This window comes from Bradyrhizobium sp. WBAH42, from assembly GCF_024585265.1.
GTDB lineage: Bacteria > Pseudomonadota > Alphaproteobacteria > Rhizobiales > Xanthobacteraceae > Bradyrhizobium.
The window spans coordinates 5,827,882-5,842,747 of record NZ_CP036533.1; the positions used below are offsets into that span (position 1 = coordinate 5,827,882).

General features: G+C 65.3%; 15 protein-coding genes, 1 tRNA gene and 1 pseudogene. 5 read left to right on the forward strand and 12 right to left on the reverse strand.

The features are described 5' to 3' along the window. The first annotated feature begins 44 nt into the window (after nucleotides 1-44). Nucleotides 45-827: a Crp/Fnr family transcriptional regulator gene (locus DCG74_RS27335; protein ID WP_172783305.1), complete on the forward strand. Its 783-nt coding sequence runs from the start codon at nucleotides 45-47 to the stop codon at nucleotides 825-827. Between the two features lie 57 nt (nucleotides 828-884). Here DCG74_RS27335 and DCG74_RS27340 read toward each other — a convergent pair whose 3' ends face one another. From DCG74_RS27340 to DCG74_RS27350, 3 genes are all read right to left on the reverse strand, one after another. Further along, a complete protein-coding gene (locus tag DCG74_RS27340; protein WP_172783304.1) occupies nucleotides 885-1,493 on the reverse strand; it encodes a cysteine hydrolase family protein in 609 nt (202 codons plus the stop codon). A 127-nt stretch (nucleotides 1,494-1,620) separates the two neighbouring features. After that, nucleotides 1,621-1,705 (reverse strand) — tRNA-Leu (locus DCG74_RS27345). A gap of 168 nt (nucleotides 1,706-1,873) precedes the next feature. Next, nucleotides 1,874-2,116, reverse strand: coding sequence for a FliM/FliN family flagellar motor switch protein (locus tag DCG74_RS27350; protein WP_018647371.1), 243 nt, complete (start codon nucleotides 2,114-2,116; stop codon nucleotides 1,874-1,876). 80 nt (nucleotides 2,117-2,196) lie between these two features. Here DCG74_RS27350 and lipB point away from each other — a divergent pair, with 80 nt between their 5' ends. Both lipB and DCG74_RS27360 read left to right on the forward strand, forming a co-directional pair. Then, nucleotides 2,197-2,946, forward strand: coding sequence for a lipoyl(octanoyl) transferase LipB (gene lipB, locus DCG74_RS27355; protein WP_172783303.1), 750 nt, complete (start codon nucleotides 2,197-2,199; stop codon nucleotides 2,944-2,946). Nucleotides 2,947-3,144: 198 nt separating this feature from the next. Beyond that, nucleotides 3,145-3,859 (forward strand): annotated as a pseudogene (locus DCG74_RS27360) (DNA helicase). A gap of 45 nt (nucleotides 3,860-3,904) precedes the next feature. On the opposite strand, the gene DCG74_RS27365 reads toward DCG74_RS27360, so the two are convergent. Next, nucleotides 3,905-4,327: a 4-oxalocrotonate tautomerase family protein gene (locus DCG74_RS27365; RefSeq protein WP_172783302.1), complete on the reverse strand. Its 423-nt coding sequence runs from the start codon at nucleotides 4,325-4,327 to the stop codon at nucleotides 3,905-3,907. A 111-nt stretch (nucleotides 4,328-4,438) separates the two neighbouring features. On the opposite strand from DCG74_RS27365, the gene DCG74_RS27370 reads away from it, so the two are divergent. Next, a complete protein-coding gene (locus DCG74_RS27370; RefSeq protein WP_172783301.1) occupies nucleotides 4,439-5,293 on the forward strand; it encodes a LysR family transcriptional regulator in 855 nt (284 codons plus the stop codon). On the opposite strand, the gene DCG74_RS27375 is transcribed toward DCG74_RS27370, so the two are convergent. From DCG74_RS27375 to DCG74_RS27390, 4 genes are all read right to left on the reverse strand, one after another. Beyond that, nucleotides 5,290-5,583 carry a hypothetical protein gene (locus DCG74_RS27375; RefSeq protein ID WP_172783300.1) on the reverse strand — a complete coding sequence of 98 codons (294 nt, stop codon included), beginning with the start codon at nucleotides 5,581-5,583 and terminating at the stop codon, nucleotides 5,290-5,292. The two genes, DCG74_RS27370 and DCG74_RS27375, sit on opposite strands and share 4 nt — an antisense overlap. A 135-nt stretch (nucleotides 5,584-5,718) precedes the next feature. Then, a complete protein-coding gene (locus DCG74_RS27380) occupies nucleotides 5,719-7,155 on the reverse strand; it encodes a TIGR01777 family oxidoreductase (protein ID WP_172783299.1) in 1,437 nt (478 codons plus the stop codon). After that, complete coding sequence (locus tag DCG74_RS27385) at nucleotides 7,152-7,817, reverse strand: DUF4166 domain-containing protein (RefSeq protein ID WP_172783298.1); 666 nt, start codon at nucleotides 7,815-7,817, stop codon at nucleotides 7,152-7,154. The genes DCG74_RS27380 and DCG74_RS27385 overlap by 4 nt, the downstream gene beginning before the upstream one ends. A gap of 16 nt (nucleotides 7,818-7,833) precedes the next feature. After that, a complete protein-coding gene (locus DCG74_RS27390) occupies nucleotides 7,834-8,391 on the reverse strand; it encodes a GbsR/MarR family transcriptional regulator (RefSeq protein WP_172783297.1) in 558 nt (185 codons plus the stop codon). A 141-nt stretch (nucleotides 8,392-8,532) separates the two neighbouring features. Here DCG74_RS27390 and DCG74_RS27395 point away from each other — a divergent pair, with 141 nt between their 5' ends. Further along, nucleotides 8,533-10,050: a PAS domain-containing sensor histidine kinase gene (locus tag DCG74_RS27395; RefSeq protein WP_172783296.1), complete on the forward strand. Its 1,518-nt coding sequence runs from the start codon at nucleotides 8,533-8,535 to the stop codon at nucleotides 10,048-10,050. 178 nt (nucleotides 10,051-10,228) lie between these two features. Here the strand turns inward: DCG74_RS27395 and DCG74_RS27400 are convergent, their stop codons facing one another. From DCG74_RS27400 to DCG74_RS27415, 4 genes are all read right to left on the reverse strand, one after another. Then, the gene (locus tag DCG74_RS27400; RefSeq protein WP_172783295.1) at nucleotides 10,229-10,528 is read right to left on the reverse strand and encodes an acylphosphatase; all 300 of its coding nucleotides are present in this window, start codon (nucleotides 10,526-10,528) and stop codon (nucleotides 10,229-10,231) included. Continuing rightward, nucleotides 10,525-11,391: an oxaloacetate decarboxylase gene (locus tag DCG74_RS27405; RefSeq protein WP_172783294.1), complete on the reverse strand. Its 867-nt coding sequence runs from the start codon at nucleotides 11,389-11,391 to the stop codon at nucleotides 10,525-10,527. Before DCG74_RS27405 ends, DCG74_RS27400 begins: the two co-directional genes overlap by 4 nt. 157 nt (nucleotides 11,392-11,548) lie before the next feature. Then, a complete protein-coding gene (locus DCG74_RS27410; RefSeq protein ID WP_172783293.1) occupies nucleotides 11,549-13,564 on the reverse strand; it encodes an acetyl/propionyl/methylcrotonyl-CoA carboxylase subunit alpha in 2,016 nt (671 codons plus the stop codon). Between the two features lie 189 nt (nucleotides 13,565-13,753). After that, nucleotides 13,754-14,824 carry a putative zinc-binding metallopeptidase gene (locus DCG74_RS27415; protein WP_172783292.1) on the reverse strand — a complete coding sequence of 357 codons (1,071 nt, stop codon included), beginning with the start codon at nucleotides 14,822-14,824 and terminating at the stop codon, nucleotides 13,754-13,756. Between the last annotated feature and the right edge of the window lie 42 nt (nucleotides 14,825-14,866).

Genomic DNA, 14,866 nt, shown 5'->3' on the forward strand with positions numbered 1-14,866 from the left:
TCGTTCTCGGCCACACTTGGAGCCGATGGGGGATCGGAGATCAAATGCAGGCAGGATTTGCATTCTCGAAACTCGCCGACCGCCTGACGAGCCTCGTCGAACTGACCCCGGACCATCTCGATCTGCTCGCGGACATGCCGAGCAGCATCGCGCATTTCGGCGCGCATCAGACCATCCTGCGCCACGGCGATGAGGCAACGCAATGCTGCCTGGTGCTCCAGGGATATCTGTCCTGGCAAAATGACGAAAGCGCAGATGGCCAGATCACCGCGATCTGCGTGCCCGGCGACATCGCCAACCTGCAAAGCCTGTATCGCCCGCGCATCGAGGGCAACCTGACCGCACTCGGCCCCGCAATCGTCGCGCTCGTGCCGCACCGCTTCTTTCGCGAGCTCGCGGTGCGTTCTCCGGCGATGTCGCATGCCCTGCTGTTGATTCTGCTTGCCGATCACGCCATCCAGCGCAACTGGACGGTGAACCTCGGCAGCCGGGACGCATTGACGCGCGTGGCGCATCTGCTTTGCGAGATCACCGTTCGGCTGCAAGCCGTCGGGCTCGCCAGAGACTTCAGATTGTCCTCGCCGTTCACCCAGTCCGATGTCGCCGCGGCCTGCAGCATCTCCCCGGTCCATGCCAACCGCACCATCCAGGAGCTGCGCCGCTGCAATCTGCTGCAATGGCAGGGCAAGACCTTGACCATCACGGACTGGCCGGGCCTGGTCCGGCTTGCCGGTTTCGACCCGGCCTATCTGAACATGCGATCCGGCGCAGACCACGCGCAGCCGCCGCATGCGAGACCGGTGACCGCCGACGTCGCAGTCGCTTGATCTGACTCGATGGCGGCGAGGAAGCTTGTGCAGCCGATGAGATCGGATCGTAGCTCCCTACTCCCGCCAGATCTCGCCCAACTCTTCTGCCGTCACCAAGTCGACCTGGCCGTGGAAGCGGGTGCGATACATCGTCATGAGCGCATCGTGGCCGACGTCGGACGAGCTGCACAGCGCGTCCTCGATGATGACGATCCTGAAGCCGAGATCGACGGCGCTCAGGACTGTCGAGAGCACGCAGACGTCCGTTTCCGCGCCCGATATCACGACGGTGCCGACGTTCTTCTCGACCAGCAGGCTCGCAAGACCGGGATTGCTGAACGCGGAATAGGCCGGCTTGTCGATCACAGCGGCCGGCGGAACGAACCGGGCCAAGGCCGGCACGAGCTCCAGAGCCGATGATGGCAGATGCCTGCGCGTCGCCTGGCGCCAGCGGCGGAAATAGGCCTGCCACTGCCCAGGGCGATCCTCGGGATCCTGCGGGGTGATGAAGCGTGTGAAGATCGTTCGCTCCGCGTGGCGCGAAACGACCGAGACGATTGTCGGCAGGACGCGCTCCATCCAGGGCGTCGCCCAAAGGCCGTCCGGAGCGAAAATGTTCTGCATGTCGATGCACAGGTGAACGGCGCCGCGGACCTCGGCAACATCGGACGTAGCGTCCCTCATCAGCCTCCACCTTCAAGCGCATTCGGCGACCAGTTGCGAATGCAAGGCGAGGGCTTTGGTTCCGAAGCGCCGCCATGCGGCGCGAACCTGGGCGAAAACCCGCCCAGAAAAGCTATAAAAATGAAGGTGGTGCGCTCGGAGGGACTCGAACCCCCACGGTGTTACCCACTGCCACCTCAAGGCAGCGCGTCTACCAGTTCCGCCACGAGCGCTAGGAGATGCCGGCCTGAGGTCGTTCGGGTGGCCGGATCAGCGGCCGCCGATCTAACAAATCCATCAGGGGGATACAAGCCTGCAAAGACCCTGAATTCCACAAGCTTGGCAGGAATTCTCACCTGCCCGGATCGGCCCTATCAAGGCCCTGGCGCCAATGGCGTGCCCTACCGGGTCCCCGGCGAGCGCGGCAGCATCTGCTTGACCTCGACGGCGATTCGGTTGCGGTCGACCAGCACGACGCCGGAGGCGACCGGCAGGTTATTGGCGAGCACCTTGACCTCGTCGGCCTCGGTTGCGTCCAGCTCGATGATGGCGCCGCGGGAAAGACGTAATACCTGATGGATCGGCATGGTGGTCGTCCCGAGGACGACCATGAGATCCACGGTGACTTTATCGAGAGTGGGCACTGTCGGGACCGCCGCAACTTGGGACTTACGCCAAAGGACTTGGCATTTGCTCCCGATCATCACCACGTTATGGTTAGCCAATGGTTAATTCGCCTCCAAACCCCCGCCAAGAACAGCGTCAAGACCTCGATTTGACGTCGTTTTCCGCCGCAGGCGGCGAAGTCGTCGAATGGCGGATTTCGGACGCTCCGGTGCCCTATCCGGAGGCGGTGGCGACCATGGAGGCGCGCGTCGCGGCGATTGCCGCGGGCGAGGCGCCGGAATTGGTCTGGCTGCTCGAGCACCCCCCGCTCTACACGTCGGGCACATCGGGCAAGGAGAGCGACCTGCTCGAAGCCCGATTCCCGACCTTCGCGACGGGGCGCGGCGGGCAGCTCACCTATCACGGGCCCGGCCAGCGCGTGGCCTACATCATGCTCGACCTCAAGCGCCGCCGGCCGGACGTGCGCGCCTATGTCGCGAGCCTGGAGGAGCTGATCCTGAAGACGCTGGCCGCCTTCAACGTCCGCGGCGAACGGCGCGAGGACCGGGTCGGCGTCTGGGTCAGACGCCCCGACAAGGGGCCTGAGCACGAAGACAAGATCGCGGCGATCGGCGTCCGCCTGAAGCGCTGGGTCTCGTTTCACGGCATCGCGATCAATGTCGAGCCGGAGCTGTCGCATTTCGCCGGCATCGTGCCCTGCGGCGTCGTCGACCCCCGCTACGGAGTCACCTCGCTGGTCGATCTCGGCCAGCTCGTGACCATGGCCGATGTCGACGTCGCGCTCCGGCAGGCGTTCGAAGAGCTGTTCGGACCGACCCGCGCGCTGCTGCCGGAAGCGGCCGTCTGATACTTTCTCTGTTTGAGCTGACCGCGGCCGCTCTCCGCCCCTCGGGAATCAGCTACGCTCCATCCCGGTGCCGCCCACGCCTCCCCCCTCCGCCGGGAAAGCAGACTTCATGCCGGGCGAGTTGATCATCGGCCGACTGTTCGAGCGCCAGGCATAAGGAGGGGTTGCGATCCATGCTCGCAATGGGAGGTTTTGACGATGAAACTGTCTGCGCCCATCTACCATCTGAAGCGCAAGGCGAAACGCCTGTCCCGCGAAGCCGGCATTCCGCTCCACGACGCGCTTGACCGTGTCGCTGCGACGGAAGGGTTTGCCGCCTGGAGCATGCTGGCTGCAAAGGCAGCTTCGCTGACACCGGCGAGCAAACTGTTCGCGCAATTCCGTCCGGGCGATTTGGTGCTGGTCGGGGCGCGTCCCGGCCAGGGCAAGACGCTGATGAGCCTCGAACTTGCCGTCGAAGCCATGAAGTCCGGCCATCGCGCCGCATTCTTCTCGCTCGAATATACCGAGGAGGATGTGCTGGCGCGTCTGCGGGTCATCGGAGCGGAGCCGGCGCAGTTCGACAAGCTGTTCGAGGTCGATTGTTCGGACATCATCAGCGCCGACTACGTCGTGAAACCAAATGGCATCGGCGCCGCGCGGCACGCTCGTCGTGATCGACTACCTGCAACTGCTCGACCAAAGGCGGGAAAATCCCGATCTGACCATTCAGGTCCGCGCGCTGAAATCGTTTGCGCGCGACATGGGGCTGATCGTCGTCTTCATCTCGCAAATCGACCGGTCCTACGATCCCGCGGTCAAGCCCTGCCCCGATCTCGGCGATGTCCGCTTGCCGAACCCGCTGGACCTGAAGCTGTTCGATAAGACGTGCTTCATCAACGACGCCGAAGTGCAGTTCCGCGCCGCGAGCTGATAGCTTCGGGCCGCGGGTGAGATGGCTCGCCCGCGGCCTGCAACGTCACGCCGCCTGCACCGCAACCTCGAGCTTGCCGGCGATGTAGCGCCGTTCCTGGGTCAGGCCGCCGAAGCCGTAGGCATCGCCCTTGACCTCGTCGACATGCAGGTAGGTCTCCGGATGCAGCGGGCCCAGGATCTCGGCCATGCGCTTGAACATGGCGGCGAGATAGGCTGCCTTCTCGTCCTTGGTGTTGGTGCCCTCGGTGACGTGGATGTCGATCCAGTAGCTGGCGAGCTTCTGCTCGGCGAGCGACTTGCCGCCGGCGAACCAGTCGCCGGCATCGACCGACTTCACGATGATGGCGGTGACCTTCGGGTCCTTGTGCAGGATCTCAGCGGTGAGCTCGGACACGGCATTGGCGATGTCGGCCTTCAGCGACGGCGACTGGCGGGACGAGGTGTAGGACACGGTGATCAGCGGCATGGTGGTTCTCCCTAAGATGCCCCGCGACCTGCGCGGCGTTGGTGAGAAGCTAGACCTCCGAGCGTCATTTTGGTATCTTATCTCTAGTGATATCAATGATAACGATCTGTAATGACAGCCACGCTCGACATCGCCACCGTCCAGGCCTTCCTGCTGGTCGCCGACCTCCAGAGCTTTACCCGCGCCGCCGAAGCGCTCGGCACGACGCAGGCGGCTGTCAGCCTGAAGCTGCAGCGGCTGGAGACGCTGCTGGCAAAGCGGCTCGTCGAGCGCTCGCCGCGTGCGGTCCGGCTCACCGCCGACGGCGCGGCCTTCCTCGATCGCGCCCGCGCGCTGATGGACGCACACGATCGCGCGCTGTCGGGCGACGCGTCGCCTGCGCAGTCGCTCACGCTCGGCATCTCCGACCACGCGGCGGGCCCCGAGCTGGTGCCGCTGCTCGAACGTCTGCACGCGATGTCGTCCAATCTCACCCTCGCCGTCAGCATCGGCTTCTCGCGCGAGATGCAAGATGCCTATGACGCCGGCGAGCTGGATGCGGTGATCGTCCGCCAGGAAGGCAGCCGCCGCGGCGGCGAGAAGCTGGCCGAGGACGAATTCGGCTGGTTCGCGTCACGGCGCTTCACGCTGCCGAAAGGCGAACCACTGCCGCTCGCAACCCTCGCCCCGCCCTGCGGCGTCCGCGCCGTCGCCGTGCGCGCGCTCGACAGGGCCGGCCTCGGCTGGCGCGAGCGCTTCGTCGGCGGCGGCGTCACGGCAGTCGTTGCCGCTGCGCTCGCCGGACTTGCGATCGCGCCGCTGGCGCGACGGATTGCACCTCCTGGCCTGATCGATGTCGGGCCGGCGCTCACGCTGCCGAAACTCGGCAGCTCGAAGGTGATGCTGCATTCCAAGGTCAGCGATCCCGCAAAGCTTGCAGCGCTGCGCGCGGTGGCGGCGACGTTCCGGGGTGTGGCGGCGACCTAGCCGAACCACTGACCTTCCTGGCCGGCATATCTGCCAGCGACAAACCAATAGACAAGTCCCGCAGCGCCACCGGCGAGAACAAATGAGGGGCCGAACGAGCCGACCGTCTGGAAGAGCAGCGCGCAAAACAGCGAGCCAATCGCGGCGCCTGAAATCGAGTAGAATAGCAAAGACCTGATATGCAGCCGTTCGGCGAGCCAGATCACTGCGCCAGCCGGAAGCCCCGTGAGCGTGCAGACGATAAGCAACGTCAGCGGCAGCACAAAGACTAGCATCGAGACGATGCCCACCAGCTGTCCAGCGCTCTTCACGGTTCCTATGAAGCTGGCCAGTATGATGGCATGCAGAACTCCGGTTGCGGCCACGCATCCGCGAAACCAGCCGTTCAAAGCGCGAGGACACTCAGCGCACGCCATCACATCACCTCACAAGATCGCCTCGAACGCACTGCGCAGCGTCTCGTGCCGAAAGACAAAACCGCGGCTCAGCGCCTTGTTCGGCAGCACGCGCTGGCCGCCGAGCAGGAGCTCGTCGGCAAAGCCGCCGCCGATCCGGCGGAGCAGGCCGCCGGGGATACGGAACACCGCAGGCCGGTGCAGGCGGCGGCCGAGTTCTTCCGTGAATTTTGCATTGGTGACCGGGATCGGCGCGGTGGCATTGACGGGACCCGCCAGATCCGGCGTCGCGATCACATAGGCGATCAGGCGGATCAGATCGTCGCGTTCGATCCAGGACATCCATTGTCGCCCGGTGCCGAGCGGACCGCCGAGGCCGAACTCGAACGGCGTCAGCATGCGCGTGATGAAGCCGCCTTCGGTGCCGAGCACGAGGCCGATGCGCAAATACACCACGCGCACGCCGAGCTCCTCCGCCGGCCGCGCCGCTGTCTCCCAGGCCGCGCACAGCTCGTGGCTGAAGCAGGCATGAGATTTGGCCGATTCCGTCAGCACCTGGTCGGCCCAAAGGCCGTACCAGCCGATCGCCGAACCGCTGATCAGCACCTCTGGCTTGCGCGCGAGCCGCGCGATCAGCCTGACGACCTCGCCGGTCGTGTCGACGCGCGAGCCGATGATCTTGGCGCGCTTCGCCTCGGTCCACAGGCCGTTGCCGATCGGCTCACCGGCGAGGTTGACGATGGCATCGATCTGCGTGTCCGAGGCGAGCTGATCGAGGCTCGTGATCAGCGTCACCGGCGGCGGCAGCATCTCGGCTTTCGCGGGATTGCGGATCAGCGCGATGACGTGGTGCCCTGCCCCGCTGAGGCTTGCCGCAAGCCGGCTGCCGATGAAGCCGGTGGCGCCTGATATCAGCACGGTCTTGCGGCTGGGTAGCTTTTCAACAAGCCCGGCCGCCGGCACGCTTCGCATGCGGGCGAGCCGGTGCATCGCGGCAAAATCCCTGACGCCGCACAGCGCAGCGCCGAGTGCGCAGGCGGTCGCGGCGATGCTGAGCAGACCCTGATAGACGACGGTCACGCCGACGGGCTGCATCGCCCAGGCGATCAGCACGGGCAGCAGCAGCACCAGGATGGCGCCGTAATTGATCGCAAGCAGCGTATGATTGATGCGCTCGCTCGGCGGCAGCTTGCGGCTCAGATCCTCCTCGACGAAATCCATCAAGGTGATGACGATCTCGGCGACCAGCACCGCGACGATCAAGACCGCCAGCACGCCGTGAACCTCGAGCCAGCCGAGCACCAGGAACAGCAGCGCATAGAGCATGTTGCGGATGCCGTGCAGCTTCAGCTCGAAGCGCTGCGACGGCCGCCAGGCCAGGCGCTCGGTGAATTCGTGGTGATAGAAGGTGTCGAACACACCCATCACGATCTGGATGGCGATGAGTGTCCACAACAGCGGCGTCATGATACGGCCTCCCTGAACAGGACGGACTGATGGATCAGCGCGCCGTGACGCGGGTGAGTGACGTCGAGGGTGAAGCGGAAAGCGCCCTCGCCGAGATCTCGATGCGTCACGATCAGCTCGCCCGGCGTCAACCAGCGCGGCAGCGGAAGCCACAAGCGTCCAAGCTGAAGGCCGTAGCCGGCGCTACGAAAGATCAGCACCTGATCCTCGACCGCGATGCGCAGCGCCATCGATACGCCGAAGCCGACATATTCCTCGAGCCCCGTCGGACCGGCAAAACGCTTGGCGGAATGGATCACCTGCGGAAAGCCGCGCTTGCGCGCGCAGATGCGCGTCCAGGTCTGGCCGCCGGTCGCGCCGTCCTCGGTGACGGTGACGATCATGGGCACACCGATGTCGCGGCCGGTGGGCAATGGTCCGCCGATCAGGCGCGCGGCCTGCGCGAACCACCAGCCGAAATCGCTGAAGGCGAGCTCGTCGAGCACGCCGACGTAGACGACACTGTCGCCGTCGGCGACGCGTTTCGAGAAGCGCCGCCAGGTCGCGAGCGGCAAGCGGCCCCAATCCTCGTCCGACAGCAGCGCGCGGAAACGACGGTCGTCGAGCAGTCTTACGTGAGCGGAGGTCGATGCGTTGGAGCCTGATAGTCTTGCCAACGTCATCACACCCTCCTCGACACTATTTGACCTTGCCCAGCGGCAGCAGGTTGGCGATCTTCTCGCCAAGCCGCATCAAGGCGACCAGCCGCGGCCGCGGCACTTTCAGCATCTGCATGAACCAGTGGTCGGCGAGCTCGGTGAACGCGAGCATCTCCTTCAGGCGCTTGGCCGCGACGGGACTGATGCCGGGATCGTCCGTGGCATCGGATACGCAGGCGCGAAGCGCTGCGATCGCCGGGTCGATCTCCCGCTCCTTGCGCCGCGCCGCGATCCTCGCGGCGATCTCCCAGATGTCGGTCTCCGCCTCGTAATGGTCGCGGCGGTCGCCCAGGATCGGCACCCGCCGGATCAGGTTCCAGGCGAGCAGCTCCTTCAGCGAGTTGGAGACGTTGGAGCGTGCCATGCCGAGCGTGTCGGCGATGTCCTCGGCGGTCATCGGCGCCTCGGCGAGATAAAGCAGCCCATGAATCTGGCTCACCGAGCGATTCACTCCCCACTCGTCGCCCATATCGCCCCAATGCAGGATGAAGCGCTCGACGGCGGCGGGAAGTTTCTTCTTTCCGGTTATTTCTGTCATGACAGAAATATCTGACGAACCCGACTTCTTGTCAAGAAGAAGCCTTGCATACGGCCCGCCAGGGCCTGCCTAAAAATGTCCCAGACGGCGGGAACCATCCCGACCTCTTCGGCGTTTGTTTCCGTCGAGGCGGGGTCCGGAATGGCCGAAAAGTTCAGTCAACAGAGAGACCTGTTCGAGAGCGAGCGCAGTTTTCGGCTGTTGGTTGAGGGTGTCGCCGACTACGCCCTCTATATGCTTGACCCGAACGGGACCATCACCAGCTGGAACATCGGCGGCGAACGCATCAAGGGTTACCCCCCCGAAGAAATCCTCGGCCAGCATTTTTCCCGTTTCTACACCGAGACCGACCGGGCCAATGGCAAGCCGGCGCGGGCGCTCGGAATCGCGCGCGAAAAGGGCCGATACGAGGAGGAAGGCTGGCGCGTCCGCAAGGACGGCACGTTCTTCTGGGCGAGCGTCGTAATCGACCCGATCTACGAGGACGGCAGGCTGATCGGCTTCGCCAAGATCACACGCGACATCACAGAGCGTCGCAATGCCCAGCTCAAGCTCGAGGCGATGCAGAAGCAGCTGGCCGAGTCGCAGAAATTCGATGCGCTCGGACAGCTCACTGGCGGGGTGGCCCACGACTTCAACAATCTTCTGATGATCATCAGCGGCAGCCTTCACATCCTGAAGAAGAACGCCGCCGACGACCCCAAGCTCGAGCGCGCCATTTCGGCGATCGACACCGCGACCAAGCGCGGCGCAGCGCTGACCAACCAGCTTCTCACCTTCGCCCGGCGGCAGAGCGTCAACCCGCAGGCGATCGATTTTGCCGAACGCGTCGCGGCCATCCGCGAGGTGCTCGACGCGGGCGTCGGCAGCTCCGTGCGTATCGCCTTCGACATTCACTCCGACACCTGGCCGATCAAGGCCGACGTCTCCGAGCTCGAGACCGCGCTGCTCAACCTCGTCATCAATGCCCGCGACGCGATGCCGGACGGCGGCACGGTGACGATCGCGGCACGCAACGTCGTGCTGAATGAGGCGCCCCTCGTCGGCGATTTCATCGCGATCGACGTCCGCGATACCGGGCTTGGAATTCCCTCCGACGTCCTCGACAAGATCTTCGAGCCGTTCTTCACGACCAAGGCGATCGGAAAAGGCACGGGCCTCGGCCTTTCGCAGGTCCACGGCTTCGCCCACCAGGCCGGCGGCACGGTGAAGGTGGCAAGCGAGCTCGGCAAGGGCACGACATTCACCATCGTCCTGCCGCGCGGCACGGATGTGCCGTCGCGGGAGACGGCGGGAACGGCGTTCCGCGGCAGCGGCACGGTGCTGCTGGTCGAGGACAATCCCGATGTCGCGCTGGTCAGTATCGGTCTTCTGGAGCAGCTCGGCTATCAGGTGCGCCGTGTCGCCGATGCCGAAGCGGCATTGCGCGAGATCGAGAGCGACGGCGTCGATTTCGTGTTCTCGGACATCGTCATGCCCGGCAAGATGGACGGCCTCAGCCTCGCCCATCACCTTCGCCAGATCCGTCCCGGCCTGCCGATCCTGCTCGCCACCGGTTACAGCGAGGTCGCCGCCGGCGTGCGCGGCGATTTCCCGATCCTGCGCAAGCCCTACGAGATCCACGAGCTGAGCGAGGCGATCTCGAAACTGCCAAGGTGAATGTTTCTTCTTCACCTCTCCCCGCTTGCGGGGAGAGGTCGAATTCGATCGCAGATCGAATTCGGGTGAGGGGGTACAGGTCTTTCTACGACCGCTCGCGTTGAGAGAAGCCCCTCACCCTAACCCTCTCCCCGTAAGAACGGGGCGAGGGAACGCACCGCCTGCGGGGAAAGAACACCTACACCGTCGGCAGTACGGAAAACGCTTCCCCTGCCCTGCGCAAATTCAGCTCATCCACGCTTGCGGTTTCACTGGTGACACTGTCGACGCGCGAGAGCGGCGGGCCGTGGCGGCACAGCGCGACCATGTCGGCAACGTGCGTCGGCGCACCCGCGAACAGCGCCTCCACGCTGCCGTCACGGCGGTTGCGGACCCAGCCTTCGAGGCCACACGCGGCGGCCTGGAACTCCACCCAGGCCCGATAACCGACGCCCTGCACGCGGCCGCGGATCATGACCTGGAGAATCACCCGGCTCATGGCTTCGATCCGAGCCAATCGGCGCTGCGCGCCTTGACCGCGGCCTCGCGCGCAACGCGGGCCATCAGCTCCGACGATGCCACGCCCTTGAGGCTCTTTGGCGCCGTGCCCTCGCGCAACGCCTTCTGCGTCTCGTAGACGGCTTGCATCGCCGCGGCGATCGGCGCATGGCCCTGCAGCGCGATCCGGACGCGCTGACCCTGGAGATAATCGAGCCCGCTCAATTCCTCCGATGCGCCGCCGAGCACGATCGGCAGGCGGGTGGCGGCGGCGATGGCTTCGAGCTCGGCTCGCGACTTGATGCCGGTGAAAAACAGCGCATCGACGCCGGCCGCCTCATAAGCCTTGGCGCGGCGCACCGCATCCTCGATCGAGGTGATCGCGGCTGCGCCCGTGCGGCCCATGATGACCAGCGAGGGATCGCTGCGGCCGGCGAGCGCCGCCTTCATCTTGCCGACGCCCTCTTCGAGGGAGATCAGCTGCGCCTTCGTCTCACCAAATGCCGCCGGCAGCAGCGTGTCCTCGATGGTGAGGCCGGCCGCGCCGGCCGTCTCCAGCTCCTGCACCGTGCGGCGCACGTTGAGCGCATTGCCGTAGCCGTGATCGGCATCGACGAGCACCGGCAGCGCGGAGGCGCGGGACATCCGCCGCATCTGCTCGGCGAGCTCGGTGAGCGTGATCAGCGTGACATCGGGGTCGCCGAGCACGGCGAGAGAGGCCACCGATCCGCCGAACATGCCGAGCGGAAAGCCGAGATCCTCGGCAATTCGGATCGAGATCGCGTCATAGACCGAGCCGGGATGGACGCAAATTGGGCCCGACAGGGTGGAGCGCAGTTTCTCGCGGCGGGAACGAAAGGCCATGGTGCCCTCTCAATTGTTGCGACGCAGCCGCAACATACTCCGTCATTGCGAGCGCAGCGAAGCAATCCAGAATCTTTCCGCGGAGGCAGTCTGGATTGCTTCGCTGCGCTCGCAATGACGGTGTTGATGGGGCCCGACGAGAGCCCCACTCACACGCTTACGCAAACTCCAGGATCAGCGCGTCGACCGCAAGTGTCGCGCCGGCGCTGGCGTGAATCTTCTTCACCGTGCCGTCCTGCTCGGCGCGCAGCACGTTCTGCATCTTCATGGCTTCGACCACGGCGAGCGTCTCGCCGGCCTTGACCTCCTGCCCCTCGTTCACCGCGATCGAGACGACGAGGCCCGGCATCGGGCAGAGCAGCTTCTTGCCGCTGTCGGAGGCCGTCGTCACCGGCATCAGCCGTGCGGAGGTCGCTTCGGCCTCGGTCCAGACATAGACCGGGACCTCGACGCCCTGATGCGCGAGACGGATGCCGTTCGGAATCGGCCGCGCCTGCACGGCGACGAACTGCCCGTCGATGGTGCCCTGCCAGACCGGATCGCCCGGCTTCCACGGCGACTGCAACAGATGCGCAGTGCCGGCCTTGCCGTCGGCATCGATGAAGCGGATCGCGATCGCCTCGCCTTCGCGCGCGACCTCGAGCAGGATCTCATGGCGGTCGAGCCAGACTGCGCGACGGCGCTCGCGCTGCACCACGCGGCCGCCCATCTGGCCGGAGATCTGCCGCTTGCGCGCCCCCAGCACGTGATCGATCGCGGCGCCGACCGCGGCGATGCGCCGCGCGACCTCGCCTTCGGGCACCCGCACCGCAAAGCCCTTGGGGAATTCCTCGGCGATGAAGCCGGTCGAGAGCCGGCCCTCGCGCCAGCGCGGATGATGCATCAAGGCCGACAGGAACGGGATGTTGTGGCGGATGCCATCGACATAGAACGAATCCAGCGCGGTGGCCTGCGCCTCGATCGCAGCCGCGCGCGAGGGCGCATGGGTGACGAGCTTGGCGATCATCGGATCGTAATGGATCGAGATCTCGCCGCCCTCCTGCACGCCGGTATCGTTGCGGATGGTGATGCCGTCCTTGCTGGCCTCCGCCGGCGGGCGATATTTCACGAGCCGTCCGATCGAGGGCAGGAAGTTGCGGAACGGATCTTCCGCATAGAGGCGCGATTCCACCGCCCAGCCCGTCAGCGTGACGTCCTTCTGCGCGATGGTGAGCTTCTCGCCGGCGGCGACGCGGATCATCTGCTCGACGAGGTCGACGCCGGTGACGAGCTCGGTGACGGGATGCTCGACCTGGAGGCGCGTGTTCATCTCCAGGAAGTAAAAGCTCTTGTCCTGGCCTGCGACGAACTCGACCGTGCCGGCGGAATCATAGTTCACGGCCTTGGCGAGCGCGACCGCCTGCTCGCCCATCTTGCGGCGGGTCGCCTCGTCCAGCAGCGGCGACGGCGCTTCCTCGATGACCTTCTGGTTGCGGCGCTGAATCGAGCATTCGCGCTCGCCCAGATAGATCACGTTGCCATGCTTGTCGCCCAGCACCTGGATCTCGATGTGGCGGGGATCGACGATGAACTTCTCGACGAAGACGCGGTCGTCGCCGAACGAGGCCTTCGCCTCCGCCTTGGCGAGGTTGAAGCCCTCGGCGACCTCGGCCTTGGAATGGGCGATGCGCATGCCCTTGCCGCCGCCGCCGGCGGAGGCCTTGATCATGACGGGGTAGCCGATCTCGTCGGCGATGCGGACCGCGTGCTTGTCGTCCTCGATGACGCCGAGATAGCCCGGCACGGTCGAGACTTTTGCTTTTGCGGCGGCCTTCTTGGACTCGATCTTGTCGCCCATTGCCGCGATCGCCCCGGGGTTCGGGCCGATGAAGACGATGCCGGCGGCTTCCAGCGCGCGCGGAAACGCCTCGCGCTCGGACAGGAAGCCATAGCCGGGATGCACGGCCTCGGCGCCCGTCTTGCGACAGGCCTCGACGATCTTCTCGATCACCAGATAGCTCTCGGCCGCGGCCGGCGGGCCGATCAGCACCGCCTCATCGGCCATCTCGACATGAAGGGCATCGCGGTCGGCCTCGGAATAGACCGCAACCGTTTGAATTCCCATCTTGCGGGCAGTCTTGATGACCCGGCAGGCGATTTCGCCGCGATTGGCGATCAGAATGCGTTTGAACATGCTTTTCTTGAGTCTCGACCTTGGGCGGGACCCCTTCCCTGGCCGTTCGAGCCTATGGGAGGGGCCGTGTGGCTCCCGTGGTACATCAAAATGGGCCGGAGGCAACGGTCTAAATCCGGGGACTCTGGCGTACCAGCGCAAGACCGAAATGGGCCACCCGGCGCGCCCTGGGCACGCCGTGCGGCATCCCTAGGGCTTCCCAGGCTTGGCCACGTCCCGAACCAGGTCATGGATGAAGCCCAGCTTGCCGACCACCGCGGACGACAGGATAAAGGGATAGAGGTCGCGCAGGCCCATAGCGCGGTTGACGCTGTTCATGGCGAAGGTGAAGGGCAGCCATGCGTTCACCAGCGCCTCGACATCCCTCGCTTCGTAGGGGTTGAAGCGGATGCGCGCGGTCAACTCCCCGCCGCGGTCGATCTTGGGACGCACCTCCATGCCGAACTCGGCGGCCATTTCCAGGGTGTCGACGATGTGGAGGTAATGCGCCCAGGTCTCGGCAAAATCCTCCCAGGGGTGGGTCGTGGCATAGGCCGAGACGTAGTTCTGCTGCCAGTCCGGCGGCGGCCCTTCGGCGTAGTGACGCTGCAACGCCTGGCCGTAATCGACGGAATCATCGCCGAAGACGGCGCGGCACTGGTCGAGCTTGCCGCCATCGCGCACCAGCACGTCCCAGAAATAGTGCCCGACCTCGTGGCGGAAATGCCCGAGCAGCGTCCGGTACGGCTCGCCCATCTCGAGCCGGCGCCGCTCGCGCTCGATGTCGTCGGCCTCGGTCAGTGCGATCGTGATCAGGCCGTTGTCGTGGCCGGTCATCACCTTCTCGCCGCTGTGCGGATCATCGGCGAGAAAATTAAAGATCAGGCCATGCTCGGGATTGTCCTGGCGGGTCTGAAGCGGCAGCTTCCAGCGGATCAGGGAATAGAATAGACGGTGTTTTGCCACCTCCAGCTCGCGCCAGCCGGCGAGCTGCGCCGGATCCGAGAGGTTTGGCACCGTCCCATTGTGACGGCAGGCGCGGCAATAGCCAGTGGTATCGGCGGCGTCGGTCAGCCAGTTGCAGGCGTCGTACTCGGCATTCCGGCACAGCATCCGGCTTTCGCCCTTGTCGGCGAGGATTCTCCATGCCGCCCCGTCGGCCTCGATCGCCGACATCGTCTCCTTCTCCGGCAGGAAGGCGATCCGATGGCCGCAGCGTTCGCAGGCGCGGTTCTCGAAATAGAGGACGTTGCCGCAGGCCTGGCAGACAAAGAGCTTCAAGATTTAGCCTCGTGGGAAAGGAAAGCTTGTAAGAGAGCTGGC

What these genes read in the sequence shown, in the direction of transcription:
- DCG74_RS27335 (WP_172783305.1), top strand. Translation starts at nt 45, where the DNA reads ATGCAGGCAGGATTTGCATTCTCGAAACTCGCCGACCGCCTGACGAGC.
- DCG74_RS27340 (WP_172783304.1), bottom strand. Translation starts at nt 1,493, where the DNA reads ATGAGGGACGCTACGTCCGATGTTGCCGAGGTCCGCGGCGCCGTTCAC.
- lipB (WP_172783303.1), top strand. Translation starts at nt 2,197, where the DNA reads ATGGTTAATTCGCCTCCAAACCCCCGCCAAGAACAGCGTCAAGACCTC.
- DCG74_RS27365 (WP_172783302.1), bottom strand. Translation starts at nt 4,327, where the DNA reads ATGCCGCTGATCACCGTGTCCTACACCTCGTCCCGCCAGTCGCCGTCG.
- DCG74_RS27370 (WP_172783301.1), top strand. Translation starts at nt 4,439, where the DNA reads ATGACAGCCACGCTCGACATCGCCACCGTCCAGGCCTTCCTGCTGGTC.
- DCG74_RS27380 (WP_172783299.1), bottom strand. Translation starts at nt 7,155, where the DNA reads ATGACGCCGCTGTTGTGGACACTCATCGCCATCCAGATCGTGATGGGT.
- DCG74_RS27385 (WP_172783298.1), bottom strand. Translation starts at nt 7,817, where the DNA reads ATGACGTTGGCAAGACTATCAGGCTCCAACGCATCGACCTCCGCTCAC.
- DCG74_RS27390 (WP_172783297.1), bottom strand. Translation starts at nt 8,391, where the DNA reads ATGACAGAAATAACCGGAAAGAAGAAACTTCCCGCCGCCGTCGAGCGC.
- DCG74_RS27395 (WP_172783296.1), top strand. Translation starts at nt 8,533, where the DNA reads ATGGCCGAAAAGTTCAGTCAACAGAGAGACCTGTTCGAGAGCGAGCGC.
- DCG74_RS27400 (WP_172783295.1), bottom strand. Translation starts at nt 10,528, where the DNA reads ATGAGCCGGGTGATTCTCCAGGTCATGATCCGCGGCCGCGTGCAGGGC.
- DCG74_RS27405 (WP_172783294.1), bottom strand. Translation starts at nt 11,391, where the DNA reads ATGGCCTTTCGTTCCCGCCGCGAGAAACTGCGCTCCACCCTGTCGGGC.
- DCG74_RS27410 (WP_172783293.1), bottom strand. Translation starts at nt 13,564, where the DNA reads ATGTTCAAACGCATTCTGATCGCCAATCGCGGCGAAATCGCCTGCCGG.